This window comes from Thalassospira sp. A40-3 (genome assembly GCF_015871485.1).
In the GTDB taxonomy this organism is placed as follows: Bacteria; Pseudomonadota; Alphaproteobacteria; order Rhodospirillales; family Thalassospiraceae; genus Thalassospira; species Thalassospira tepidiphila.
Genome location: NZ_CP065428.1, coordinates 4,123,726 through 4,149,541, shown reverse-complemented (window position 1 = coordinate 4,149,541; position 25,816 = coordinate 4,123,726). Strand labels below are relative to the sequence as shown.

At 56.0% G+C, this 25,816-nt stretch carries 20 protein-coding genes; 10 read left to right on the top strand and 10 right to left on the bottom strand.

Annotated features, from left to right (window positions below; translation table 11 throughout):
- Window positions 1–197: 197 nt before the first annotated feature.
- The 5 genes from mnmE (at window position 198) to IT893_RS19105 (ending at window position 6,732) form a co-directional block, all read left to right on the top strand.
- Entirely contained in the window at window positions 198–1,571 is a 1,374-nt protein-coding gene (gene mnmE / locus IT893_RS19125) for a tRNA uridine-5-carboxymethylaminomethyl(34) synthesis GTPase MnmE (RefSeq protein ID WP_197146318.1), read from the top strand.
- Between the two features lie 144 nt (window positions 1,572–1,715).
- Entirely contained in the window at window positions 1,716–3,617 is a 1,902-nt protein-coding gene (gene mnmG / locus IT893_RS19120; protein ID WP_197146317.1) for a tRNA uridine-5-carboxymethylaminomethyl(34) synthesis enzyme MnmG, read from the top strand.
- Window positions 3,618–4,088: 471 nt separating this feature from the next.
- Window positions 4,089–4,679 (top strand): 16S rRNA (guanine(527)-N(7))-methyltransferase RsmG, encoded by a 591-nt coding sequence (rsmG, locus tag IT893_RS19115; RefSeq protein ID WP_245227746.1) that lies wholly within the window; start codon window positions 4,089–4,091, stop codon window positions 4,677–4,679.
- Complete coding sequence (locus tag IT893_RS19110) at window positions 4,676–5,503, top strand: ParA family protein (protein ID WP_008888748.1); 828 nt, start codon at window positions 4,676–4,678, stop codon at window positions 5,501–5,503. Before rsmG ends, IT893_RS19110 begins: the two co-directional genes overlap by 4 nt.
- On the top strand, window positions 5,500–6,732 hold the full coding sequence (locus IT893_RS19105) for a ParB/RepB/Spo0J family partition protein (protein ID WP_197146316.1): 1,233 nt from the start codon (window positions 5,500–5,502) through the stop codon (window positions 6,730–6,732). Before IT893_RS19110 ends, IT893_RS19105 begins: the two co-directional genes overlap by 4 nt.
- A 264-nt stretch (window positions 6,733–6,996) precedes the next feature.
- On the opposite strand, the gene holA is transcribed toward IT893_RS19105, so the two are convergent.
- From holA to IT893_RS19085, 4 genes are read right to left on the bottom strand one after another with little or no spacing between them, the layout of a single operon-like run.
- A complete protein-coding gene (holA, locus tag IT893_RS19100) occupies window positions 6,997–8,028 on the bottom strand; it encodes a DNA polymerase III subunit delta (RefSeq protein ID WP_064780214.1) in 1,032 nt (343 codons plus the stop codon).
- Between the two features lie 60 nt (window positions 8,029–8,088).
- Window positions 8,089–8,595: an LPS assembly lipoprotein LptE gene (locus IT893_RS19095; protein ID WP_064780213.1), complete on the bottom strand. Its 507-nt coding sequence runs from the start codon at window positions 8,593–8,595 to the stop codon at window positions 8,089–8,091.
- A complete protein-coding gene (locus IT893_RS19090; protein WP_064780212.1) occupies window positions 8,592–9,254 on the bottom strand; it encodes a hypothetical protein in 663 nt (220 codons plus the stop codon). The genes IT893_RS19095 and IT893_RS19090 overlap by 4 nt, the downstream gene beginning before the upstream one ends.
- A 5-nt stretch (window positions 9,255–9,259) precedes the next feature.
- Window positions 9,260–9,730, bottom strand: a complete 471-nt coding sequence (locus tag IT893_RS19085) for a DUF3576 domain-containing protein (protein WP_083997000.1) — start codon at window positions 9,728–9,730, stop codon at window positions 9,260–9,262.
- Window positions 9,731–10,059: 329 nt separating this feature from the next.
- Between IT893_RS19085 and IT893_RS19080 the strand changes: the two genes are divergently transcribed.
- Both IT893_RS19080 and IT893_RS19075 read left to right on the top strand, forming a co-directional pair.
- Window positions 10,060–11,130, top strand: a complete 1,071-nt coding sequence (locus IT893_RS19080) for a porin (RefSeq protein ID WP_064780211.1) — start codon at window positions 10,060–10,062, stop codon at window positions 11,128–11,130.
- A gap of 537 nt (window positions 11,131–11,667) precedes the next feature.
- On the top strand, window positions 11,668–12,708 hold the full coding sequence (locus tag IT893_RS19075; RefSeq protein WP_064780465.1) for a porin: 1,041 nt from the start codon (window positions 11,668–11,670) through the stop codon (window positions 12,706–12,708).
- A gap of 112 nt (window positions 12,709–12,820) precedes the next feature.
- Here the strand turns inward: IT893_RS19075 and IT893_RS19070 are convergent, their stop codons facing one another.
- A complete protein-coding gene (locus tag IT893_RS19070; RefSeq protein ID WP_197146315.1) occupies window positions 12,821–14,041 on the bottom strand; it encodes a glycosyltransferase family 9 protein in 1,221 nt (406 codons plus the stop codon).
- A gap of 18 nt (window positions 14,042–14,059) precedes the next feature.
- Window positions 14,060–14,710, bottom strand: coding sequence for a thiamine phosphate synthase (locus IT893_RS19065; RefSeq protein ID WP_197146314.1), 651 nt, complete (start codon window positions 14,708–14,710; stop codon window positions 14,060–14,062).
- A gap of 69 nt (window positions 14,711–14,779) precedes the next feature.
- Here IT893_RS19065 and IT893_RS19060 point away from each other — a divergent pair, with 69 nt between their 5' ends.
- Window positions 14,780–15,475 (top strand): YggS family pyridoxal phosphate-dependent enzyme, encoded by a 696-nt coding sequence (locus IT893_RS19060; protein WP_197146313.1) that lies wholly within the window; start codon window positions 14,780–14,782, stop codon window positions 15,473–15,475.
- A gap of 230 nt (window positions 15,476–15,705) precedes the next feature.
- Here the strand turns inward: IT893_RS19060 and IT893_RS19055 are convergent, their stop codons facing one another.
- Complete coding sequence (locus IT893_RS19055) at window positions 15,706–16,395, bottom strand: response regulator transcription factor (protein ID WP_008888737.1); 690 nt, start codon at window positions 16,393–16,395, stop codon at window positions 15,706–15,708.
- A gap of 405 nt (window positions 16,396–16,800) precedes the next feature.
- On the opposite strand from IT893_RS19055, the gene ribA reads away from it, so the two are divergent.
- Both ribA and IT893_RS19045 read left to right on the top strand, forming a co-directional pair.
- A complete protein-coding gene (ribA, locus tag IT893_RS19050) occupies window positions 16,801–17,958 on the top strand; it encodes a GTP cyclohydrolase II (protein ID WP_063086835.1) in 1,158 nt (385 codons plus the stop codon).
- Between the two features lie 171 nt (window positions 17,959–18,129).
- Complete coding sequence (locus tag IT893_RS19045) at window positions 18,130–19,599, top strand: hypothetical protein (protein WP_197146312.1); 1,470 nt, start codon at window positions 18,130–18,132, stop codon at window positions 19,597–19,599.
- Window positions 19,600–19,682: 83 nt separating this feature from the next.
- Here IT893_RS19045 and trpS read toward each other — a convergent pair whose 3' ends face one another.
- The 3 genes from trpS to IT893_RS19030 all read right to left on the bottom strand — a co-directional run bounded on the left by trpS (window position 19,683) and on the right by IT893_RS19030 (window position 25,678).
- Entirely contained in the window at window positions 19,683–20,684 is a 1,002-nt protein-coding gene (trpS, locus tag IT893_RS19040; RefSeq protein ID WP_197147753.1) for a tryptophan--tRNA ligase, read from the bottom strand.
- A gap of 161 nt (window positions 20,685–20,845) precedes the next feature.
- A complete protein-coding gene (gene murJ, locus IT893_RS19035; protein ID WP_197146311.1) occupies window positions 20,846–22,396 on the bottom strand; it encodes a murein biosynthesis integral membrane protein MurJ in 1,551 nt (516 codons plus the stop codon).
- 540 nt (window positions 22,397–22,936) lie between these two features.
- Window positions 22,937–25,678, bottom strand: a complete 2,742-nt coding sequence (locus IT893_RS19030) for a [protein-PII] uridylyltransferase (RefSeq protein WP_197146310.1) — start codon at window positions 25,676–25,678, stop codon at window positions 22,937–22,939.
- Window positions 25,679–25,816 lie beyond the last annotated feature (138 nt).

Genomic DNA, 25,816 nt, shown 5'->3' with positions numbered 1-25,816 from the left:
CCCGTCACCCCCGCGCAGGCGGGGGGTCCATGACGGGGCGAGGGCGGCTGCCAACGCGCACCCGATGATCCGCGCCACCAACACAAAGGTCATTAAACCCCTGTTGGTTATTTTCTGCCATATGTTGACCTTTGCGCCTGTCTGGACGATATCCTCCTCTGCCACGCAACCGCATTTTCAGAACTGACGGATCCGCCATGATTGCCAGCCGAGAAACCATTTTTGCCCTGTCCTCCGGCGCGGGGCGTGCCGGTGTTGCCGTGATCCGATTATCCGGGCCGCGTTCGGGGGCGGTGCTGTGTGCGTTATTGGGCCGCGATACAATGCCCAAGCCGCGCCATGCGATCTATGCCCCGATCCGCGATCCGCAATCGGGTGAGCGGCTTGATGATGCGGTGGCGATCTATTTCCAGGGTCCGGCAAGCTTTACCGGTGAAGACGTGGTTGAACTGCATGTCCATGGTGGGCGGGCCGTGATCGAAGGGGTTCTGGATTGCCTGTCGCGTCAGGACGGTCTGCGCGTGGCGGACCCGGGTGAATACACACGGCGTGCGTTTGAAAACGGCAAGATGGATCTGACCTCGGCCGAGGGGATCGCCGATCTGATTGACGCCGAAACCGCCGCCCAGCGCCGCCAGGCGGTGCGCCAGATGGCAGGCGAGCTGGGCACGCTGTATGAAGGCTGGCGTGCGCGCCTGATGAAGGCCTTGGCCCATATCGAGGCCGATATTGATTTCCCCGACGAAGATTTGCCCGATGGCATCGTGCCGGTGGTGCATGGCGATTTGCGCGCGGTGAATGACGAGGTCAAACGCCATCTGGCCGATAACCGCCGTGGTGAGCGCCTGCGCGAAGGGTTCCAGATTGTCATTTTGGGCGCGCCCAATGCCGGCAAATCGAGCCTGCTTAACCGGCTGGCTCAGCGAGATGCCGCCATTGTGTCCGAGATCGCGGGGACCACGCGCGACATGATCGAGGTTCATCTCGATCTGGGGGGCTTTCCGGTCACCATGGTCGATACCGCGGGCCTGCGCGAAAGCGGCGATGTGATTGAGTCCGAGGGTGTGCGCCGTGCGACCGAGCGGGCGGAAAATGCCGATCTGCGTCTGGTGGTGATTGATCGCAATGACTGGCCGAAGATTGATCCGGAGGCTGCCCGCCTGATAGATGACAAGACGCTGATCCTGATCAACAAGGTCGATGCGACCGATAGCAGCGCCATTCCGGCAAGCTGGCAGGGAACGTCGGTCGATGGTCGGGCGCTGGAGCTTCCCGTTTTACCCATATCGGCCATGACCGGGCAGGGGATGGAAAGCCTCTTGCAACTGCTGGAGACTCGCGTAAAAGAGGGGCTCGATTTTGCCGGGCCCGTGCCGCTGACACGGCTGCGCCATCGGCGGGCACTTGAAAGTGCCAGCGATCATCTGGATCGCGGATTGCAGACCGATATCGCAGAACTGGCGGCCGAGGATGTACGCCTCGCTGTCCGCGAAATCGGCAAGATTACCGGACGTGTCGATGTGGAAGATTTGCTCGATATTATCTTCGGGGATTTCTGTATCGGCAAATAGAGTTAGGGAAGAGTCGTTAGACTTGTCTCCCGAGAATGTTTCACGTGAAACATTCGTCACAAGGTTGACCATATACACCTATTCGAACCAAACAGGGTTCACACCCGCCGCGTGACAAGCAGTGGGGATTGAGTGAGGAAGTCGATGTCACAGAACGTGCCAAATAACCGCTTTGACGTGATCGTGGTCGGCGGTGGCCATGCCGGATGCGAAGCCGCTGCTGCCGCCGCGCGCATGGGCGCATCCACGGCACTGGTCACCCACCGTGCGGATCGCATCGGGGAAATGTCGTGCAACCCGGCCATCGGTGGTCTGGGCAAGGGGCATATGGTGCGCGAAGTTGATGCGCTTGACGGCGTGATGGGCCGCGCGATTGACCGCGCGGGTATCCAGTTCCGTATGCTCAATCGTTCCAAGGGCCCCGCAGTCCGTGGGCCGCGTGCGCAGGCAGATCGCAAGCTGTATCGCCAGGCGGTGCAGGATATCTTGGCTGAACAGGAAAACCTCACCATTCTTGAAGGCGGTGTCGAGGACCTGATCATTGATGACAATAATCGTGTTAAGGGCGTCGTCACTGGCGATGGCACCGAATACCTTGCCGGTGCGGTGGTGCTGACCACGGGCACGTTCCTTAATGGTTTGATCCATATTGGCGAGAAATCCGAACCGGCAGGTCGCATGGGCGACGCCCCGGCAACCGGACTTTCTGAGACGCTGGCAAAATATGATTTCCGATTAGGCCGTTTGAAAACCGGAACGCCGGCCCGCCTTGATGGCCGGACCATTGATTGGGCAAGTTTGCAGGAACAGCCGGGCGACACGCCGCCAGAGCCGTTTTCGTTCCTGACCGGCGAAATTACCGTGCCGCAGATTCCGTGTCATATGACCTGGACGACCGAGGCGACCCACGAAATCATTCGCGCCAATCTCGACCGTGCGCCGATGTATAGCGGCAAAATCAAAAGCAGCGGTCCGCGCTATTGCCCGTCCATCGAAGACAAGGTCGTCCGCTTCGCCGAGAAAAATCAGCATCAGATTTTCCTCGAACCCGAAGGGCTCGACGATCCGACCATCTATCCGAACGGCATTTCGACCTCGCTGCCCGAAGACGTCCAGCTTGCCATGCTCGCCACCATTCCGGGTCTGGAAAAGGTCGAGATCTTCCGTCCCGGCTATGCGGTGGAATATGACTTTGTTGATCCGCGCGAGCTGCGTCATACGCTGGAAACCAAAAAGGTCGCGGCCCTGTTCTTTGCCGGTCAGATCAATGGCACCACCGGCTACGAAGAAGCCGCTGGGCAGGGGCTTATTGCCGGTGTGAATGCCGCCCTGATTGCCGGGGGTGCTGAGCGCGAATTCGTTCTCGATCGGGCTGACGCCTATATCGGTGTAATGATCGATGATCTGGTGACCCTTGGCACGCGCGAGCCATATCGCATGTTCACCTCGCGCGCCGAGTATCGCCTGATGCTACGCGCCGATAACGCCGATCAGCGTCTGACGGATCGCGGTCTTGATATTGGCTGCATCGCATCGACCCGTGAACAGGCATGGGGTGCCAAGAAATCAGCATTGAATGCCGCCAAGGCTGAAGTATCCGAGCTGACCGAAACCCCGAATGGTTTGGCCAAGTTCGATATCAAGATCAATCAGGATGGTGTGCGCCGGTCGGCCTATGACCTGCTGGCCTATCCCGATATTGATTTCGATACCCTGACCAAGGTCTGGCCGCAGCTGGGTGAACTTGATCCGGCGATCAAGGAACAGGTGTCGATTGATGCCCAGTATAAAGGTTATCTCGACCGCCAGGCAGCCGACATTGCGGCCTTCCGCCGGGACGAGGAATTGCGCCTACCGCGGGGGCTTGATTTCGATAAGGTCGGCGGGCTGTCGGCAGAGATCCGGTTGAAGCTTAAAGAAATCCAGCCGGAAACCATCGGTGCCGCGTCGCGTATTCCGGGGGTTACCCCGGCGGCGGTGACAGCGCTTCTGGGCCATATCAAAAGCCACAAGCACCAGACGGCCGCCGTCAGCAAAACCGCCTGATCGGTCTTCGTCCACACAGACCAGATATATAGTGTCCGATCTGGACGCTTCTTATCCAGTTACAACGCCCGGCCAAATTCACTGGCCGGGCGTTTTGTTTTGGCTGGCGCGTCGGATGTAAGGGCAGGCGGATGAGACAGCCGGGTCATGTGGAAGTGTGGCTGGTCATCACCGGCTTCTGCCGAGTCGCAGGGGATTTTGGCCGGGTAGGGTGGTGGAGTCGCCCATGCGGGGTCGGTGGGCAGGTAAACTTCATCGAATGTGCGGTGTTTTGGGTCTGGAATGATGCGTTTTGGACGTGCGAATGTTTCACGTGAAACATTCAATGTGTTTTATTCCGATTTTATCGCATCCGACGCGACCAAAAACACAAAAGCACGAAAATCAAGACTGGTGTGTTTTTTGGGCTCGGCCTATAACTCAACTATGCAGACAATTTCCACACCCGTAAAAACATGGTTTGAGCAGGATTTGAATGTTTCACGTGAAACATTGGATCGCCTCAGCCAGTATGCAGACCTTGTCGTGAAGTGGCAGCCACGGATTAATATCGTTGGCGCCAGCACGGCCGAAGACGTTTGGGGACGTCATTTACAGGATTCTGCGCAGCTTTGGCCCTATGTTCAGGACATCGCGACAACCGGCAAAATCGTTGATTTTGGATCTGGTGCCGGGTTCCCGGGCATCGTTCTGGCGATCCTTGGCGCCAATAACGTCACCCTGATGGAATCCAACACCAAAAAGACCGTCTTCCTGATGGAAGCCGCCCGGGTTTGCGGTGTGCTGGATAAGACCGAGATTGCCCGCGAACGGATTGAGGCGGCTGCCCCGCGGCAGGCCGATGTGATTACGGCGCGCGCCTTTGCCCCATTGCCGAAGCTACTTGAATTGGGGCAGCGCCATTTGAAAGACGGTGGCCATTATGTGCTGCTGAAGGGACGTGCCTTTGAGGATGAGCTGGCGGACGCACGCGACGCCGGTTGGACATTTGATGTAACCACGCATGCCAGCCTGGTCGATCCGGACGGTGTCGTGATGATCTTAAAAGGAGTGGGCCGGTGACGGATGTTATTGATTTGCCGCTTTCGACGAAATCTGATGGTGCCGCGCATCGTCCGCGCATCATCGCCGTGGCCAACCAGAAGGGCGGTGTGGGCAAGACCACGACGACGATCAATCTGGCAACTGCACTGGCCGCTGTGAACCAGCGGGTTCTGATTGTCGATCTTGATCCGCAGGGCAACGCCAGTACCGGCTTGGGCCTGCGTCCGTCCGACCGCGAAATCAGTTCCTATGACGTGCTGATCAACGGCAATACCTTGGAAGAGGCACGTAAGGAAACCTCGATCCCGCGGCTGAGCATCGTGCCGTCGGGCATGGATCTGTCGGGGGCGGAGATCGAGCTGGTCGATTTCGACCGTCGCGAGATGCAGCTTAAGGAATCGCTTGGCAAACTGCCGCACGATGTTGATTACGTCCTGATCGATTGCCCGCCGTCGCTGGGTCTTTTGACCCTGAATGCGCTGGTGGCATCCGATGCGGTTCTGGTGCCGTTGCAATGTGAATTCTTTGCCCTTGAAGGGGTCAGCCATCTGGTCCGCACCATCAAGCGGGTCAAGAAGGCGTTCAATCCGAACCTTGAAATCCAGGGCATTGTGCTCACCATGTATGACAAGCGCAACAACCTGTCGGCCCAGGTGGCCAACGATGTGCGCGATTATTTCGGAGATGTGGTGTATCGCACGGTGATTCCGCGCAATGTCCGCGTTTCCGAAGCCCCCAGCCACGGAACACCGGTGCTGGTCTATGACATGAAGTGCCCGGGTTCACGGGCCTATCTGAATCTTGCGAGCGAAGTCCTGAAACGCGAAGGGGTGAAAGCATGAGCGAAGCAAAAAAACGCGGGTTGGGCAGGGGACTATCTGCACTTCTGGGTGAAGAGGACGAAGAAGTTGCGGTTGCCACCAGTGGCGATAGCGCCGAGGCGGCCCATCCGGGACCGGGCGGGACGACGCAGCATATTGCGATCACCGATCTGAAACCGTCACCGTTTCAGCCGCGTAGCAATTTTGATGATGACGCGATTGATGATCTGGCGGCCTCAATCCGCCAAAAGGGCATTATTCAGCCGATTCTGGTGCGTGCCTCTTCGACGGGCGAAACCAAATATGAAATCATCGCTGGCGAACGTCGCTGGCGCGCGGCCCAGCGGGCACAGCTTCATGAAGTGCCGGTTCTGGTACGCGAGTTTGATGATCGCGAAACCGCCGAAATTGCCCTGATTGAAAACCTGCAGCGTCAGGATCTGTCGCCGCTTGAAGAGGCGGAGGGCTATAATCGCCTGATGAGCGAGTTTTCCCACACGCAGGAAGCGCTTGGCCAGGCCCTGGGTAAAAGCCGCAGCCACATTGCCAACAGCCTGCGTTTGCTGGGCCTGCCAGCCCCGATCAAACAGATGCTCTCAGACAAGGTTCTAAGCTCCGGCCATGCCCGTGCATTGCTGGGTGCGGACAATGCTGTCGAGCTTGCGGCCCAGATCGTCAAGAAGGGCCTGAATGTCCGTCAGGCGGAGAAACTGGTCAAGACCGACGGCGGCAAGTCTGCGCGTCCGAAGAAATCATCGGGCCGGTCTTCGATCGAGAAAGACCCAGATACGGTGTCTCTGGAGCGTGACCTTAGCAACATGTTGGGGTTGGCGGTCAATATCGACTTCGACGGATCGGCGGGTAAAATCTCGATCCGCTATGAAACGCTTGAGCAGCTTGATGACATCCTGCAGCGCCTGACGCATGGCAAGGCCGCCGACATTTCTGATGATGCCGATGCTGATGCTGCGCCCGGCCCGGATGAAAACGAGTTCGATTCGATGTTTATCGAAGATGACGAGTTTGAAGCCGAATCGGTCGATGACGCGGAAAACGAAGACGAGGATGCGCTGACCAGCGAGCTCGAATCGATTGCCGATGCGGTTGACGGCGGCCGTGATCTTGACGGGATCGATGACGACAGCCTGATGATCGACGATGAGCCCGAGGGCGATATGCCAATCGCGCAGGAAGAAGTCGACGAGGATGTGCTGGAGGAGGTTGCAGATGGCACGGGAAAAAAGCCGTAACCAAAACCAGCATGAAGGATCTTAATCGCGACAAGATCGATCAGCTTAAGAAGCTTAAAGAAGAAGAAGCAAAATCCCGCCGGGGAACGGTTGAGGTGAAGCGGATCCTTTAGATATTTAACGCGGTGCGGGTCTTATATCCCGGACCGCGTTTTTGCGTTTTGGTGCGTTTTGGACGCATTCCAGTCGGGTACGCCAATACGGCATTGGCCTTAATTACCAATTACCTTGATGGCGCTGAAGACTGGCGAATCGGGTTGGCGGTTAGCGTCTGACCTGTTTCTGGCGGGCAACCGCGACCTTGATCATGGCGCGGTGCGCAATGGTTTCGGGGATGGCCAGGCCGCTTTTGCAGTCCTTTTCGGCTTCCAGCAGGATTTGCAACGCACGCTGCAGGTTATTGACCGCCCAGTAATTCAGATTGGCGCGAAACTGATCGGCGGCCTTGAAAAACAGCGGCGGGCGGAGCGACTTCATCGCCTGATCGGCGCTGGCACCCTGGGACACCTGTCCCTTGACCAGATGAAGCTTCTGAAAATAGCTGATCATCATGCGCAATGCGCCGACCGGGTTGAGGCCTTCTTCGACCAGGCGGGTCAGGGCGGCATCAAGATTGACGACATTGCCCTGTGAGACGGCCTGAATGACATCGTCATAGTGGCGGGCGGAACTGTCGCCGACGCAGGCCATGGCGTCCGCCAGTGTGACCTGGCCGTCCTTCAGCGCATAGAGGGCGAGTTTTTCAAGCTCGCTTCGTGAAATCATGCGGTCAGACCCGAGATTGGCGACCAGATAGCTTGTCGCGTCGCGGTCAATGCGCAGTTTGTGTTCTTCCATGATCGACTGGATCAGGCTTTCGATGTCGCGCGCGCCATCGGCATAGCAGGGCAGGGCCATGCCATTGCCGGCCTTTTCGACTGCCTGACGCAGTTTGGAGCGAGTCGGAAGGCTTCCGGCCTCAATGACAATCAGGGCATCGCCGGCCGGATCACCCAGGAAATCTGCGATCACAGGCGCCTGTGCATCACCGATATCGCGGAGCCGGATCACACGGCGCCCGCCGCCAAAGCTCATGGCGGCGGCCTCGTCGCGCAGGCGGCTGGGATCTTCCTTGAGTTGGGCGGCGCCAAGCTCGATAACGCGGAAGGGATCCTTGAGATCCTCGACCACGGTTTTGGCCAGTTTGGTCGCACGTTCACGCACAAGGCCTTCGTCCTCGCCATAGATCAGGACCAGCTGCGCCTTCGCATCCGGGGCGCGCAAGAAGTTTTCAACCTGTGCTGCCTTGAGCTTCATGATGCGCCTTGTGGTTCGTTGGGGAGTGGGCGTGACGTGTAAAGGGTTCGGAGAAAGGCGTTATTGTGACCGCAGGCCAATCGCGACTTGGTTGGCCAGCTGCTGGGCGAGGTTGCGTGCGGCATCTCTGCGCGCGGCATTTTTGGCCTCGATGCTGGCAAAATCCGAATCGACGATGTTGTAGCTGGTGCGGGCGCGAACCGATCCTTTGCGGAGGACCTTGGTATCGGTTCGGCGGACCAGTTCGTATTGTGCGTTAATCAGGAAATCGGCAATCGTTGCCTCGTTTTCCTTGGTAAAGCCTTGCTCGCTTGTCGATTCGCTCAGGGTCAACTGTAGGTCATAGAGCGGGTTGGCACTTTGCCCGCGCGGGGTCAGCGTCTCTAGCAGGGCATTGCGGGTCAGTTGACCGACGCGGTCGTTGATCAGCGCGACTTTCACCTGGGCCATATTGGCTGCGGTGTTGTAGTCATCACCCGCTGTGGCATAGAGCGGGCGAAATCCGCAGGCGCTGAGCGTTGTCACGGCCAAGAGTGCGAGAATCGGAAAAACCGCGCGCAATGTCATTCAACTATACCTTCTTTATCATTGGTCCGGGACCGGCTGACTGGATCCTGTTCAATCCGGCCCTGGCGCCACAATAGTTCGGTTGCGATGAAAGGGCAAAACAGAGATAGGCTGTTCAGAAAAGAAATGTACAGCTTGGAATTGTCGGGCTCCTGCTGCACCTTTTTGAACAGATTACGCAGCTCGGCGATGGCAAGATTGTTTTTGCCGTTTCGTAATACCTCTGTCACCGCGTTCCGAGTATCCATGGTAGCCGTAAACTGTGGGCGCGAGTATCCCACACGCCAGACGTCACGTAACCAACGCCAATGACCAATCAGGCTGTTTTGTGTCAGGTGTAAGGGTCGGTGGGCTGGCACATCGGCTAGCAAAGCGAGTGACATGATATCGAACCCGACTTCATGATAGAGCTGTGCGCCATTGCCCACTGTTTCGTCGGTTGTTACCTTGGCAGGATGATCGCGCTGAGACGGGGGCGGCGAAAAATCCGGTGGTGATGCCTTAAGAACTGAGAAATAGAGTGCAGTGCGAATCGTCGCAAGACTGTCTGGTATCACCTCAAAAACATCACGTCGTTCTGCCGATACAACAAACCCCCAGTCGCATTGCAGCGAATGGGGGTTGTATTCAGACGATATGTAAAGTGTGTCTTGCGACATCAGCCTTATTGAGAATTCGCACTGTCAATGCGCAGTTGACGGGCGCGGGTCAGGATAGCGTCTTCCATCGAGGTGACAGTTCCCGGTTCAACAACCGCATCCTGCCACTGGTTAGGCCCGACATTGACCTGGCGGAAGACGGAAACCTTAATGGCATCCGAGCGCAGGGCTGTGCCAAGGATGTAGGCTGTCAGTTTGAAGCGTTCATCTGAAGATTCCGGCGGCGTGTACCAGTCGGTAATAATTACACCACCAAACGGATCAGCAGAATTCAAGGGCATGAAGGAGAGGGTATCAAGTGTCGCACGCCACAGGAAACTGTTCACACCGATGCCGGAACCGGAGCCTTCTTGCTTCTCTTCACCGCCGAAAATATTCAGTCCGTCCGATCCGAACAGTGAGCCTTGTTCCCTAATATCGTTGACTGTAGCACTTCTGCCATTGACACGTTGATCACCTGGTGCGGAACCGGGCATGTTTGCGTGGTCCGATTTACCCGCACAGCCGGACACGACGGCTAAAATAGATAAAATGCCCAGTGATTTCGCGAGATAAGTGTGCACGTTGCGAACCTTATTCAAGAGTGCCTTTCTAATACGTGACCGCACTATAAGGCGGTTGGGCCAAACGGCAAATAAAAACATGTGTGGTTTTTGTGCAACATTTTTAAACAAATGTCGCATTTTGATCACACTATGATTGACGGGGCAGCCAAATGCTGGCTCCATAGCGTCGAACCGGGCGGCAAAAGCTGTCCAAAATATTTGTATTGCGTAAAACGCATTCAAAGACGTTGAGGGAAAAGATGAAAAAGATTCTGGTAGCTTCCAGCGCACTTGTCGCTGTTGGTTTCGCAGGCGCAGCTCAGGCTTCTGAGCCGATCAGCCTGTCCGTAGGTGGTTACATGGAGCAGTGGGTAGGCGCTGCATCTGAAGAAAACCGCTTCGAAGCCAAAAACAAAATTCAGTCTGACACCGAAATCCACTTCTCGGGTTCGACCACCCTTGATAACGGTATTGAAGTTGGTGCTTCCATCGAACTCGAAGGCAACAACAGCAACGTTCGTAATTCGGCTGACGATGGTTCGTCTGGCGCAACCAACATTGACGAATCGTGGATGTATGTCAGCGGCGGCTTCGGTGAAGTTCGTCTCGGCGCGGAAGACGGCGCAGCAGCTGACATGGGCATCACCGCTCCGTCCGTTGGTCCGGTTGGCGCGAACGACGGCGACCTTGGCAACTGGGTAACCACCAACGCAATTCCGGACACCGTTCCGGCTGGTGGTGACTCCAAACGCGTTACCTACTACACCCCGACCCTTGGTGGCTTCAAAGCTGGTATCTCCTACGCAGACGACGACTCCTCCGAAAACAGCAACACCGTTGCAACCGGCGATAGCCGCGTTTCTGGTGGTCTTGAGTATCGTGGCGACTTCGACGGTGTTTCCGTTGGCGTTTCCCTCGTTGGTGAGAGCTTCCAGGAAGGCGAATGGTACGGCGTAGGCGCAACCGTTGGTTTCGGCAACTTCACCGTTGGTGCTTCTGTATCTGAAACCGATGGCGAATTCGGCGCTGGCGAGCCGGCTGCAGGTGCTAACAAGCTGGAAGATACCACCGATTTCGATATCGGCGTATCTTATGCGATGGACGCAGCTACCGTTTCCCTTACCTATGCATATGGTGAGAACGATGGTTCCGCGACCGTTTCGGGTGTTGACGAAATCAACACTGTTCATGCAGGTCTCGACTACACCCTCGGTGCAGGCGTTAGCTGGCGTTCGTCGATCTTCTGGTTCGACGATCAGGGCGAAAACCCGGGTGCTGCAGACGACAACGAAGGTTACGGTGTTGTTACCGGCTTCCGTCTTGGCTTCTAATCTTTCCTAAGATTAGACGACAGATTGAAGGGGGTGGATTTTCCACCCCCTTCTTTTTTTTGTTTTCTCGCCTGCCAATTCAGAGACGAACGCGTGTCTCCATCGAGCACAGTTGGGACGCTACGTAACAGCGTTAAAAACTCGGTCGTGATCAAAAACGCGGGGTGATGTCAAAGACGTCGTTCGTCTTGTCTCCGTCCAAGGTTCACCTTATCAATCGATATCAAGACTCAGATTTGTGAGAGAATCGAAACGTTATCATTAAATGACCATAAGTTAATTATGCGTGATTACAGAGAGTAATGTCGAGCGACGTACTAGGTAACTGACTGATATATACCCAACGAGTTACGGATTTCCCAACAGAAACGGCACACAAAAGTTGCAAAAATACAACACACCGTCGTTTAACTGACCACAATCCATTTATTATAATTGACCCTTATTCATTTCAATGGCCATATCACTCTCGACAGAACGAAGGGCCGTCCGGTTCACACCCCTTCGTCCCAAAACGTCATTCTATTGAGGGTTATGATGAAAAAGATTCTTTTTGCTTCCAGCGCACTCGTCGCTGTCGCAGCCGCAGGTACCGCGCAGGCTTCCGAGCCGATCAAGCTTTCGGTTGGTGGTTACATGGAACAGTGGGCTGGTGTAGCTGACCAGGATGTTGGCGAATCCAAGAACGCCTTCCAGTCCGACACCGAAGTTCACTTCTCGGGCAAAACCACGCTTGATAACGGCATCGAAGTTGGTGCGAAAATCGAACTCGAAGGCGAAACCTCGTCTGACCAGATTGATGAACAGTACCTGTACATCAATGGTGGCTTCGGTGAAGTACGCCTCGGCAAAGACGACAGCGCTGCTGACTCGATGGGCTTCACTGCACCGTCCGTTGGTCCGGTAGGCGTCAACGATGGCGACCTGACCAACTGGGTTGATGCATACCTGATCGATACCGTTCCGTCGAGCGGCGACCAGAAACGCTTCACCTACTACAGCCCGAACATCAGCGGCTTCCAGCTTGGTTTCTCTTATGCTGATGATAGCGGTTCGAACAACAACGACACCGCAACCGATGGCGATAACATCCTCTCGGCTGGCATCAACTACCAGGGCGAATTCGATGGTATCGCGCTCGGGTTCTCTGCAACTGGTGAAAACCAGGGCGAAGGCAATTGGTATGGCCTTGGTGCGACCGTTGGTTTCGGCAACTTCGTAGTCGGTACCTCCTGGGGTCACATCGAAGACGATTATGCACAGGGTGAAAACTCCCGCACCGGTGACGACACCGACGCATTTGACGTTGGCGTCTCCTATGCGATGGATGCAGCAACCGTCTCTTTGACCTATGGTTATGCGGAATACGGCAACCGCGACATCGACAGCTCCTCTGATGGCGTTGATCTGTCCGGTACCGGTGAAGTCAGCACGGTTGACCTCGGGATGTCCTATGCGCTTGGCGCAGGCGTTGCCTGGAAATCGTCAATCTTCTGGTTCGATGACGAATCCGATAACGCAGCGATCGCCGACAACGACGGTTACGGTGCGGTTACCGGTATCGCGCTTACCTTCTAATTCTTCGGAATTATGCAGGGCTTTGAAAGGGTGGCTTCGGCCGCCCTTTCTTTTTGTTTGTTTGGATCTTTGTCGATGTGATTAGCGCGAACGGATTACGCTTTTGGAGGGTTCAAGCTTTGGCGAGGTCTTGGGATATCAAGTCGCTGATTGCTGGAATGTCCGTTTCCAAACGGGCAACGCAGGGCACCGGTTTGTTTGTGACCAATGCCCGGGCCAATTCGGGATCACTTTTTTCGGGTGTGTCTGGCAGTGCCGTGATGGGGAGACCAAGACTTCCCATACAGCCAATTTTACCATCAGGTGTTGCGCGCAGTTTTGCCAGCCCGCAGGGGGCGCTGCAATGTGGTCCCGTGAAATCACTTTGCCAGGCGCGTAAATTCGTATGTCGGCCCTGGAGCGTTTTGGCGTCGGCCGAACTGTAAATGCCAGTTCCTGGGGTCTGGAACAGTTTGGAGATGTGGGCGGGGCCGCTGTCGGCGACGACAAGATAATCCTGCTGTGCGACAAACGAGACCAGATCGCCAATCGTTTTGAAGCCATCGACAACCCGAATACTGTTTCCTGCAAGGGGACCAAGTGCGGCCTTGTAGGCTTTCATCACGCCCTGATAGGCATTGAGCACGAGGGTGATGTCACAATCCCGTTTGGCCAGCATGGCTGTAATTTCACTGACGAGCTTGGGGGGCAGGGTTCGTAACGGTGAGGATGCCATGGGCACAATCCCGACTTTAAGTCGCGTTCCCTTTGGTAGCTGTCGTTTCTCGAGTGGGACCGGGGGGAGGCCAAAGGCCTCGCAGAGTGCTTCTTCCGGATTGACCGGCATGGTGGCGATATCCCGCCAGCCTTCCATTTCACTGAGATCAATGACGTGATCGAAGTTTTTGAGCTGTGCGCTCGAGATAAACAGCTGAAAAATCTCGATTCCCTGCACCAGCGCAAAGATGTCCGATGCGCTGCCAGCGTTAAGAACGCCAATCCGGATATCGCCAAACCGTTGTTTGAGCGCCCGGAAAAACAGCGCCATGCCGACACAGTCGCCCAGCGCGTCATCGGGGATCAGAAACAGCACTGATTTTCCGGAAAAATCCCGTTCGCCCCAGCCATCACGCGGCAGAACCTGAAACCGATAATTGTCAGATTTGATCTTGACCCCGGACGCCGTTGCCAGAACCTGCCGCCGCAGCAGCGATGTTGCCCGAGTGAAATAGATCGGGCTGTTGTCTGAGCTCTGGCTAAGTTCGGAACTGACATTGGGCAGGCCAAACTGAAACGGCTGTTTGGAAGCAAAACGGGTGAATGTCTTGCGCGATGGGTGCGGGGCCCGGGGCATTTTGCGGGAGAACTCCGGTCAACGGGTGGATGGGGTGGTGGCAACAGAAAACCCGATCCCGGCGATGGAGGCAAGTGCGGAAGTCCGCAGGTTTCCGATTGTTTGTGCAGTTATGCCACCCAACCCAATCGGTGTGATGCCGAGCATGTGGCACATCCTTGAAATCTGGCGGATATCGGCGCGTGACATCAGATTTGCGCCCGGATGACTTTGGGTGGGGAAGATCGGGGAAATCAGGACACCGTCGGGACGCGCTGTTTCCGGAAGAAGGCCAAGACATTGAACCGTTTTTGGGGCGTGGCAGGCAGATGTGCGCATAAAGTGTACCGGAATTCGCTGATAAATACCGGGATCGGCCAGGGCACGGTATTCAGGGAAATGTAGACCGTCGGCATCGAGCCGGAGTGCGAGCCCAACGTCATTTGCCACAAGAAAGGGAATGCCCTTTGCGCGGCAGATTGTGCGGAGCTTTGCGCCGAGCTTTGCGCGCATTGGATGATCGTAATGGCGGAAAATGACCATGCTGTCGCGGGGCAGGGCGCGGATGGCGGGTTCCGGGTTGGGTAATCTTTGATCATCGGTCATCAGGACAATCGGCGGAATCGGGCAATTCGGGCCGCCATTGCGCAGGTTGAGCCTGCGTGCCTGCTTTAACAGGGCCTTATCCATTGATACACTCCCGACTTGGCAGCTATACCTGCCGTTCCTGAATGCGTTACCGATGAAGGACCACCCTCCATGAGCCATCATGATCTGTCATCTGGCAAAACCGACGTTGCCGACAACCTTGCCGAAATCCAGAGCAATATCAATGCGGCATGTGACGCCGCCGGTCGTGATCCGGGTGATGTGACGCTGGTCTGTGTCAGCAAGAACCATGATGCCGATCATGTGCGCAAGGCATTGGTGGATGGCAGGCGTGTGTTTGGTGAAAACCGCGTGCAGGAAGCCGCAGGGAAATGGCCGGAATTGCGTGCCGAGTTTCCTGATATCGAGCTGCATCTGATCGGGCCGCTTCAGACCAACAAGGTCAAGGATGCGGTTGCCCTGTTTGACGTGATTGAAACGGTGGACCGCCCGAAGCTGGCCAATGCATTGGCCAAACACCGCGATAAAACCGGTGCCTGCCCGGATCTGTTCATTCAGATCAATACTGGCGAGGAAGAGCAAAAGGCCGGCATCGCGCCAAAGGATGCCGATGATTTCATCAAGATGTGCCGCGAAGAGCTTAAACTTCCGATCATTGGCCTGATGTGCATTCCCCCGGTCGATGAGGAACCCGCTCCGCATTTCACTCTGCTTGGCAAGATTGCCGATCGCCATGGTCTTAAAATCAAAAGCATGGGCATGAGCGGCGATTACGAGGCTGCAATCCGGTTTGGCGCCACCCATGTGCGGGTTGGGACAGCACTTTTTGGCTCCCGGGGCTATTGATTGGCCTTAAAAGGCCTAAATTTCGGTATCTAAATCGATATTCGGGGCGAAAACCTGTGAAAAAGGCCATATTTTAGGTCGGTTTTGTGTATTTAACGCCAGATTGCATGAACTGGGCTGTTCTGTGGATAATCAGGGCGATAACATAGACGCCGTAACCCGACATCTGTGACAAAAAAATCCCGCATCAGCGGGATTTTCTTTTGGTGGGTTCTAAAACCAGTGTCTGATCAGGGGATTAGCTTGTAACCGCCTGGTTCGGTGATCAGGATCGCCGCGTTTGACGGATCTTTCTCGATTTTCTGACGCAGGCGATACACATGGGTTTCAAGCGTATGGGTGGTAACGCCAGCGTTATAGCCCCAGACTTCGTCCAGCAATGTTTCACGGCTGACCGGTTTGTCACCAGCCCGGAACAGGAATTTCAGGATCGAGGTTTCCTTTTCCGTCAGGCGGACTTTTTTCTCGGTCGCGGTTTCAATCAGGATCTTGGCACTGGGCTGGAAGCTGTAGGGGCCAATAACAAAGACGGCATCCTCGCTTTGTTCATGCTGGCGGATATGCGCACGGATGCGGGCCAAAAGCACATTGAGGCGAAACGGCTTGGTGACATAGTCATTGGCGCCCGATTCCAGACCCAGAATGGTGTCAGAGTCACTATTGGCGCCGGTGAGCATGATGATCGGTGATTTCACATTGGCGCGCCGCATCAGTTTGCAGACATCGCGGCCATCCATATCCGGCAGGCCAACATCAAGCAGGATCACATCAAAATAGGAATCCTTGGCAAGATCGAGTGCTTCCTTGCCACTGTTGGCAACCACGCATTCGAAATCTTCATGAAGTCTGAGCTGTTCCGTCAAAGACTGGCTGAGCGCTGCATCGTCCTCAACCACCAGAACCTGTTTACCTGTCGACATTCACCATCCCTTGCTGCTTGTCAGATCCGCCGTCATATCCGGGGTCTGCGCCTGATGTTGATTTTACCGGCTTGTTTTTGTGGCGCTTTCGGGTCCGGCCCGCCATATATGCATTACGTATTCCGCGCTGAACCATAGGATCAGCATCTTAAGTTGTATTTTCAAGAACAAACTGTTTTCTGTTTGGTCCTTTAACTCCCGGCCCAACCGGATTAGGTAGTAGGGGCGATTTGTCTAAAACGTGATGTCGTAAAATCTTGAAAGATGTGCTTCTTCCTGCGATTTTGCGCATCACCGACCAAGCAGGTTCGCATCGCCTGATGCGCTTATATGAATTAAACCGGGTCTTTATCCAGCCCCATAGCCACCGGATCGCGATGTTGTGATCACAAAGACAAGATGCCGATGACCCAAAGCTCTGCCGTGACGGCCCAAAATGACAGCAATCTGATCCCGGCAACCGATCTGGTAACGGTTTCCCGCGCCGTGGCAGATTTGCGCCGTGGCGAGATCGTCCTGGTTCAGGGGCATGATAATGGCGAAGCCCACAGCGTTGCGGTGATTGCCGCCGAGCCACTGTCACAACATGGTCTGCAACGTCTGTGTGACATCGCCGGAAGCGACACCTCACCGGCAATTGTCCTGCCGCGTGTGCGGGCCAAATCGCTTGGTCAGACGGCCAAGGATGATCCGTTTGTCGCCTTTGTTTCAGCCGACCAATCGGCTGTTGATGCCAATCGTCTGGGTGAAATAGCCAATCCGTTGCTTGATCTTGATGCGTTGCCTGCGGGCGATTGGCGACCGGTCAGCATGGCGGAAAATGCCGCCATTCGGTTGGCGAAACTTGCCCGTTTGTTGCCCGCGGTTGTGACGGTGCCGGTCAGTGCCGATCAGCTTGAAACCCTTGCCCGCGCACAGAACCTGCTGGTTTTGCAGTCTGAAAGCATCAATGGCTATGAAAATGCCTCGGCCGCATCCTTGCGCCAGGTCAGCGAAGCGCGTGTGCCGCTTGAAGATGCCGAAAACGTGACTGTGATTGCGTTTCGCCCGGAAGATGGCGGGCAGGAACATCTGGCCATCGTCATTGATGAACCGGTCAAGGACAAACCGGTGCTTATTCGCCTGCATTCGGAATGCTTTACCGGCGATCTTATCGGATCTTTGCGCTGTGACTGCGGGCCGCAGTTGCGTGGTGCGATTTCGGAAATCGCCAAAAGCGGGCAGGGTGGTATTGTGCTTTACCTGCGTCAGGAAGGGCGTGGCATCGGGCTTGTGAACAAGCTGCGCGCCTATGCCCTGCAGGATCGTGGATTTGACACCCTTGATGCCAACGAGGAGCTTGGCTTTGACGCCGATGAACGCGTTTATCGCCCGGCGGCCGAAATGCTGCGTCAGATGGGCTTTGAAAGCGTGCGTTTGCTCACCAATAACCCCGAAAAGCTGACCGGGCTTGAAAGCTGGGGTGTTACAGTTTCCGAGCGTGTCCCGCATAAATTCCCGTCCAATGGTCATAACGAGTTTTATCTGCAGACCAAAAAGGACCGGGCGGGGCATTTATTCTAAGCCGCTCTTATAAGCTTACGGGTCTTGAAGATGCCGATGCTACCCGGCAGAAGATTCCGACAGGCAAGTCTGGCGAAATTATTTCCCAAGAAAATATCGATAATTCAAAGCGTTAGACTGCGTTAAAACTGGCACTCCTTTTGCAAAACAGATGGCAAGAGGAGGACAGACATGTCGATTGGTGAAAATTGGCGGCAAATTTCGCCCGGTAGCCTATCCGGTAGCGCGGGCGGTGCAGGTGGCACAAATGGGGCGGCAAACGGCAAGTTTGCCCAGTCCAATGCTGCCGACCAGCTTTCTGGCACATCCGAAGGCCGGACATTCTCGCAATATATGTTTGGCGAGGATGGCTTTGAATTCACCGATTTCCTCGATGTGATCAATCCCTTGCAACATATTCCCGGTGTCGGGATGATTTATCGTTCCTTGACCGGCGATGAGATCGGCAATGGCGCGCGCGTTGCGGGCGGCGGCCTGTTTGGCGGGGTGTTTGGCCTTGCCGGGGCGGCGATTGATGCCGTGGTCGATGCGGTCACCGGCGACGATACCGGCACCCACTTCATGGCGATGGTCGAAGACGGGTTTGGAGGCAGCGGCATTGATGATGGCACGGCGGTGGCCGATGCAGGCAATGCGAACGCGGCTACCAATCAGGCAACCACGGTTGCGCAAAACAGCGCCTATCAGGGCGATCTGGTTCTGCCCTGGATGACCGGCGCGCAATCACAATCCGTCAGCCCGGCCGAACAGGCCACCATTGTACAGTCTGCGCCAACGGCCCCGGTTGATCAGGCGATGCTGGCATCGAATGCCGCAGCTGGCAGCACGGGCGTTCGGGCCTCTGATTTGAATGTGCCGTGGGCACAAGGTGCGCAAATGCCTCAGACAGTGGCTGCACAGGTTGCACAAGCCAGCCAAACCCAGCCAACAACGCAGCCTGAGGCAGAACTTGCTTCGGCATCTGTCCCGCCCTCAACCGATCCGGCAGAACTGACCGTTGCCATGGCATCGGCAGGAACGGCGAACCCGGTATCTGCCTTCAACCGGACCGTCGCATCCAATTCGACGGCAACCGAGACCGCGCGTCGCCCGGTCACCAGCACCGGTGATGCCAATACCGTATGGGCGCGTGCCGCCAGCAGCGGCCGGCTTAGCCGCCAGACCAACGGCATGGCCATTTCCGCTGAAATGGCCGCCCATGAAGCCAAATACGCCAAACTGAATGCCGTGAAGGCCGAGACCGCAGAACGCAAGGCCAGCGAAATACAGACGACGTCGCCAGATGGCACGCCACTGTCGGCGGCCGAAATGGCGGCCCGCTTTAACGCTGCCCTTGGCCGTGACAAGGCACAAACCATGGCGGCAGATGCCGTCGCCAGCAGCAATGCGGTGGCCGATGATCGCCCGGAAACCGCCTATGACGGATACGATGTCGCCAACAAAGATCAGGGTGGATCGGCCATTCCCGCCAATGCACCGGCTGCTGACGCGCCAGCTGATCACCCGCTGTTGCAGCAGGCGTCTGATAACCTGAATGGCGATGCGCCGGTGGGTGCTTGGTTCAGCCAGACGATGATGGATGGTCTGAAGAAATATCAGGCGATGCAGCAGAAGCCTTCACCGTCTGGAAATGCGATCTGATAAGGCATGTTTCGAAATCAAAACAAAAAAGCCCGCCTGGTTTAAACCGGCGGGCTTTTTGATGTTCAGATGGTCTGGTGCGATCAGCTATTGAGGAAACCGACGATTTCCTTGACCTCTTTGAGGATCGGCTGGGCGATGGCGTTGGCACGCTCGGCACCCTTGGCCAGAACGGAATCGATATAGGCCGGATCGGCCTTGAGCCGTGCCATTTCTTCGGTGATCGGTGCCAGATTTTCGACAACCACGTCGGTCAGCGCCTGTTTGAAGCCAGAGAACTGGGTGCCGCCATGTTCTGCCAGAACTGCATCGACCGTGCTGTCGGTCAGCGCTGCATAGATGGTGATCAGGTTTTTGGCTTCCGGGCGGCCTTCAATACCGGCGACCTCGGATGGTAACGGTTCCGGATCGGTTTTTGCCTTGCGGATTTTTTTGGCAAGCGTTTCGGCATCGTCGGTCATGTTGATGCGCGACATATCGGACGCATCGGACTTTGACATCTTTTTCGAGCCGTCACGCAACGACATCACACGCGTTGCCGGACCCAGGATCAGCGGTTCCGGCTGCGGGAAGAAGCCTTCGACCTCGTAATCGGTGTTGAATTTCAACGCGATATCGCGTGCCAGCTCAAGATGCTGTTTCTGGTCTTCGCCGACCGGTACATGGGTCGCCTTATAGGCCAGAATGTCAGCCGCCATCAGGCTCGGATAGGCATAAAGGCCGAGCGACGCGTTTTCACGATGTTTGCCCGCCTTTTCCTTGAACTGGGTCATGCGGTTCATCCAGCCGATGCGCGCGACACAGTTAAAGATCCAGGCCAGTTCGGCATGGGCGGAAACCTGGCTTTGGTTAAACAGCACCTGATTTTCCGGATCAATGCCCGAAGCAATCATGCTGGCCGCCAGTTCGCGAATGTTGGAACGCAGTTCCTTGGGGTCTTGCCAGACCGTGATGGCATGCATATCGACCACGCAGAAGATGCATTCATATTTCTTCTGCAGTTCGACCCAGTTGCGGATCGCGCCAAGATAGTTGCCAAGGTGAAGGTTACCGGTGGGCTGAGCGCCCGAAAACACACGTTCCATAACGTCGTCGTCCATTTCAATTTAAGTTTAACAGGGCCTGCATACTCCGCCAGGTTTTGGACACCCGCCGGCGGACGAGCATGCAAGCAAACAGCGCGCGAGTTTAGGGTCTGGCCCGATTTGGTCAAGCTGCTTTCGGGAAATGCCCGGAAATATTCGGATCAGGCGGGTTTTCCGCGTTTGAGCGTCGCCTTGAGCTCGGAAAAGCTGGTCGCACCAAGCAGTTGGGCCGTAATCGCATAGACGGCCATGCCACCGGTTACAATCACCGCCATGGTGATGATGCGTGTGATCGAAAGCGCATCATTTTGCCAGAAGGCATCAATCGCAAACCAGAGTGCCGATCCCATCAGTGCTGATGCAACAAGAATGCGCGGGATGCGTCGGGCAAGGCGGGCATCAAAGGTCAGGTCGCCCCGCCGATGCAAAATAAGACCAAGCGAGGTCGCATTGACCCAGACCGAAACAGACGTTGCCGCCGCAATGCCAAGATGCCCGAACCATGGCATCAGTACCACGATCAGAACGATGTTGAGCACCATGCAGGAAATGCCGATACGGATCGGTGTTTTGGTGTCTTCGCGCGCAAAGAAGCCGGGTGCGAGGACCTTGACCAGAACCGAGGCCGGCAGGCCAAAGGCAAAGACCGTGAGCGCCATGCCGGTCATGAGGGTTTCTTCCGCGCCAAATGCCCCGCGTTCAAACAGGACATTGATCACCGGCAGGCCCATGACACCAAGGGCTATGGCGGCCGGAAGGGTCAGAAGAAGGGCAATTTCGATGCCGCGATTCTGGCTATACATCGCGGTTTTGGCATCATCACCCTGCAATTGGCGCGACAATGTCGGCAAAAGGGCGGTGCCAATCGCAATGCCAATCACACCCAGCGGCAATTGTTGCACGCGATCGGCATAATAAAGCCAGGAGACCGCGCCATCCGAGACGAGGGAGGCCAGCATGGTGTCGATCAGAAGATTGATCTGATAGACGCCGGCGCCAATCATGCCCGGGATCATGCGTTTGCCCAGAAGCTTGATGCGGTCATCAACACGCGGCATCTGCCATTTTATGGCGAAACCGACCCGTTTACACGCAATCACCAGCATCAGGAACTGTGCCACACCGGCAATCGCCACCCCCCAAGCCAAGGCATGGGCCGGGGTTTCGGTCACCGGTGCCAAGCCGAGCAAGGCCGCAATCAGGCAGATATTGAGAATGATCGGGGCGGCGGCGGCGGCGGCATAGCGATGAAGCGTATTCATCACGCCCGACATCAGCGCGACGGCGGAAATAAAGGCAAGATAGGGAAACGTGATGCGCGACAGTTCGACAGCAAGTTCGAACTTTTCGGGATTTTCGGCAAAGCCCGGCGCAAACACATACATCGCCCAGGGCATCAGGATTTCGATAATCGCCACCAGAAAACCGGTGATCAGGATCAGCATCGACATGGCGCGCGCAGCAAATTCGCGGGCCGCGTCCATACCACGTTTTTCAATGTCACCGGCCAGAAGCGGGATGAAGGCTGCGGAAAACGCGCCTTCGCCAAACAGGCGACGAAACAGGTTGGGAAACTTGAACGCGACAAAGAACGCATCGGCCATGCCGCCCGCCCCAAGCATCCCGGCAATCAGAATATCGCGGCAAAATCCCAGAAGGCGGGACAACAGCGTAAAGCCACTCACCGTGGCGATAGAGCGGACAAGCGACATTCGAGAGCGTTCCGTATTTATGCGTCACCAAAGGGCGCGATTCTGCCGGTGATGACGTGCGATTGCGGTATTTTCACGTTTGATGCACAGAAATCTGACAGTCGAAGGTGAAAATAGTCGTAATTTTTGAGGCCGAAAACCGCGGCGTATATCGCATTTTTGTGAAAGTGATTGAATTAGGTGATTTTTTTGAGGTCCCTGTGACAGCCGTCACAGAAAAACAGTTGCAACACCCGCATATTCACATTCGCTGAGGGTTCGTTGGGACGCGAGCCTCATATTGGACGGGCGGGGAAATACGGTATCCACCTCAACCTGCTGCACTCCGAGGATTTCGGCACCGTGAATAACAGGTCACGCTGTCGGGTTTGGTTTTACCCTTCCTCGTCCGTCACAATTTCCAAAGAAATATAATTCGAACAGTTTACTGGCCCTATCGGCCGGTACATCCGGATCTGATCCATACCGTGGCGTTGCCTAGGGTAGCGCATGGGTATTGGATCGATCCGGTTTGTTTTTTTGCGGCGATTGTAAAACGCGCTAGTCGTTGCGAATCGCCTGGGTCAGGGTTTCCTTGACCTGGACAAACTTGGTACGGCTGTCGATCTTGAGCCCGAACACATCCTTGACATAGAAGACGTCAACCGCGCGTTCGCCAAAGGTGGAAATGCGCGCAGAGGCAATCTGCATCGAAAGATCGCGGAGCGCGCGCGTGATGTCATAAAGCAGGCCCAGCCGGTCGCGGGCGGTGATTTCAATCACCGTGTGGGTGCGGCTGGCCTTGTTGTCGATAATGACATTCGGTTCGACCTTGAACACCGCGGTGCGGTGCTTGTTGTCCTTGGTCTGGCGGCGTTCGATTTCCTGACTGGGGCGGATCTGCCCGGAAATGACCTTTTCCAGTGTGTCGCGCAGGCGATCAAGTTTGGTGGAGTCGTTAAACGCCTCGCCATTGGTGTCCTGCACGAAAAAGGTATCAAGTGCCATGCCATCGGCAAGAGTCAGGATCTTTGCATCGACCACGTTGGCCCCGCACAGCGCCATTGCGCCTGCAATCTGGGAAAACAGGCCGGGATGGTCCGTGGTGTGGACGGTAATTTCGGTGGCATCAATTTCGGTATCGATGCGGACATCGACCGTGATCTCGGCCCCGGAATTTCGGGCGTCCCGGGTCAGATGGGCGTGATGGACGTGGATGTCGGTATCAAAGCTCAGCCAATAGGACGGATAGCCGCGTTCGATAAAGTCCTCGATATCCTGTTCGGGCCAGTCCTTGAGCGCGTCACGCAGCGCGTTTTGCGCATTTTCGACGCGCGAATCGCGGCTATCGGCATTAAGACCGCCTGACAGCATATCATCGGTGGCATAGTAAAGTTCACGCAGCAGGGTGGCCTTCCAGCCGTTCCAGACATTGGGACCCACCGCGCGGATGTCAGCCACCGTCAGGCACAGCAACAGGCGCAGGCGTTCCTGCGATTGCACCAGATCGGCAAAGGCGCGAATGGTACTGGGATCATTGAGATCACGCTTGAACGCGGTCAGGCTCATCCACAGATGCGCCTTGACCAGCCAGGCGACCGCCTCGGTATCGGCCGGCGACAGACCCAGCCGCGGGCAGAGCTTTTCGGCGACTTCGGCGCCAAGCTCGGAATGATCGCCGCCACGGCCCTTGGCGATGTCATGGAGCAATACCGCGACATACAGCACACGACGCGAAATCACCTGACCCATGATGCGGGTTGCAACCGGGGCGTCTTCGGCAAGTTCGCCGGACTCGATTTGATTAAGCACGCCAATCGCCCTGATGGTGTGCTCGTCCACGGTGTAGGTGTGGTACATGTCGTACTGCATCTGGGCAACGACACGGCCGAAATCGGGGATGAAACGCCCCAGTACACCGGCCTCGTTCATCTTGCGGAGCGTCACATCCGGGCTGTCGCGCTGGGTGAGGATTTCAAGGAAAACCTCGTTGGCGTCCGGATCGTTTTGCAGCTTGTGATCAACATATTTCAGGCTTTGCGTGATCCAGCGCAGCGTTTCGGGATGAATGCCAACCCGGTTTTGGTGGGCAACCAGAAACAGGCGCAAAATCTTGATCGGGTCGTTCTTGAAGACTTCAAGGCTTTCGACCGTCAGGCGTTCATTGCGCAGCTCAAAGCCGTCAATTTCCTTGGTGCCAAACAGCTTGCCCGGAAAACGGATCAGCGGGCGGCGCTGATGGCTTTCTTCAAGGGCAGCACAGAAGATGCGGGTCAGGTTCCCGACATGCTTCACCATCAGATAATAGTGCTTCATGAAGCGTTCGACGCCCGATGCCCCGGCATGATCGGTATAGCCAAGCCGTTCGGCAATATCGCGCTGCATATCGAACGTCAGACGGTCTTCTTCGCGATCAGACAGATAATGCAACCAGCAGCGTACCGCCCACAGGAAGTTCTGTGCCTTCAAGAAGCCGCGTGCTTCCTTGCGGGTCAGGACCTTGAGATCGACCAGTTCCATCGGGGAATTGACGCGATAAAGGTATTTGCCAATCCAGAACAGGGTGTGGAGATCGCGAAGCCCGCCCTTGCCGTCCTTGACGTTGGGTTCGACCACATAGCGTGAATCGCCCATGCGGGTATGGCGTTCGTCACGTTCGCCAAGCTTCTTTTCGATGAACTCGATGCCACTGCCCTTGACGAGCTCTTCCATGAAGCGGGTGCGAAACAGTTTATAGGTTTCCTCATCGCCCCAGACAAACCGGCTTTCAAGCAGGTTGGTGCGAATGGTGATGTCCTGTTTGCCCATGCGCAGGCAATCATCGACGGATCGCGTCGCATGACCGACCTTAAGCCCCAGATCCCACAGCATATAAAGAATGAATTCAACGACCTGTTCGCCATGTGCGGTCTGTTTGTAGGGAAACAGAAACAGGATATCGACATCGGAATGCGGCGCCATGTCACCGCGGCCATAGCCGCCGACGGCGACCACCGACATGCGTTGTTCATTTGTCGGATTGTGCAGCGGATAGACGAACGTGGTGGCAAAATCATGGATCAGGCGGACGATCTGATCCATCAGGAAACTGTTGGAAAAGACGGTGTCCTGCCCGGAATTGCTTTCTTCAAAGCGTGCGCGGATCACAGATCGCCCGGCCTCAAGTACTGATTTCAGCTTGTTGAGAACGGCGGTGCGCTGTTTGAAGCTTTTGAGTGCCGGATCGTTGGCGATGGCCTCAAGCTCGGCAAAGACCTTTTTGCGGTCGATGATTTCGCGCTGCTTCTTGATCTTGTAGGTCACGTTGGTCGGTTTCCTCGGCCCTGGCGTGCGGTCTGTTGGCGACAGGGTTTATATATCAATTTTCTTAACAGTTGCCGCACCATAGCGCCAATTTCATCTATCCGCATCAAATGCGTGCGCAACTCCGATCAGCAAGCA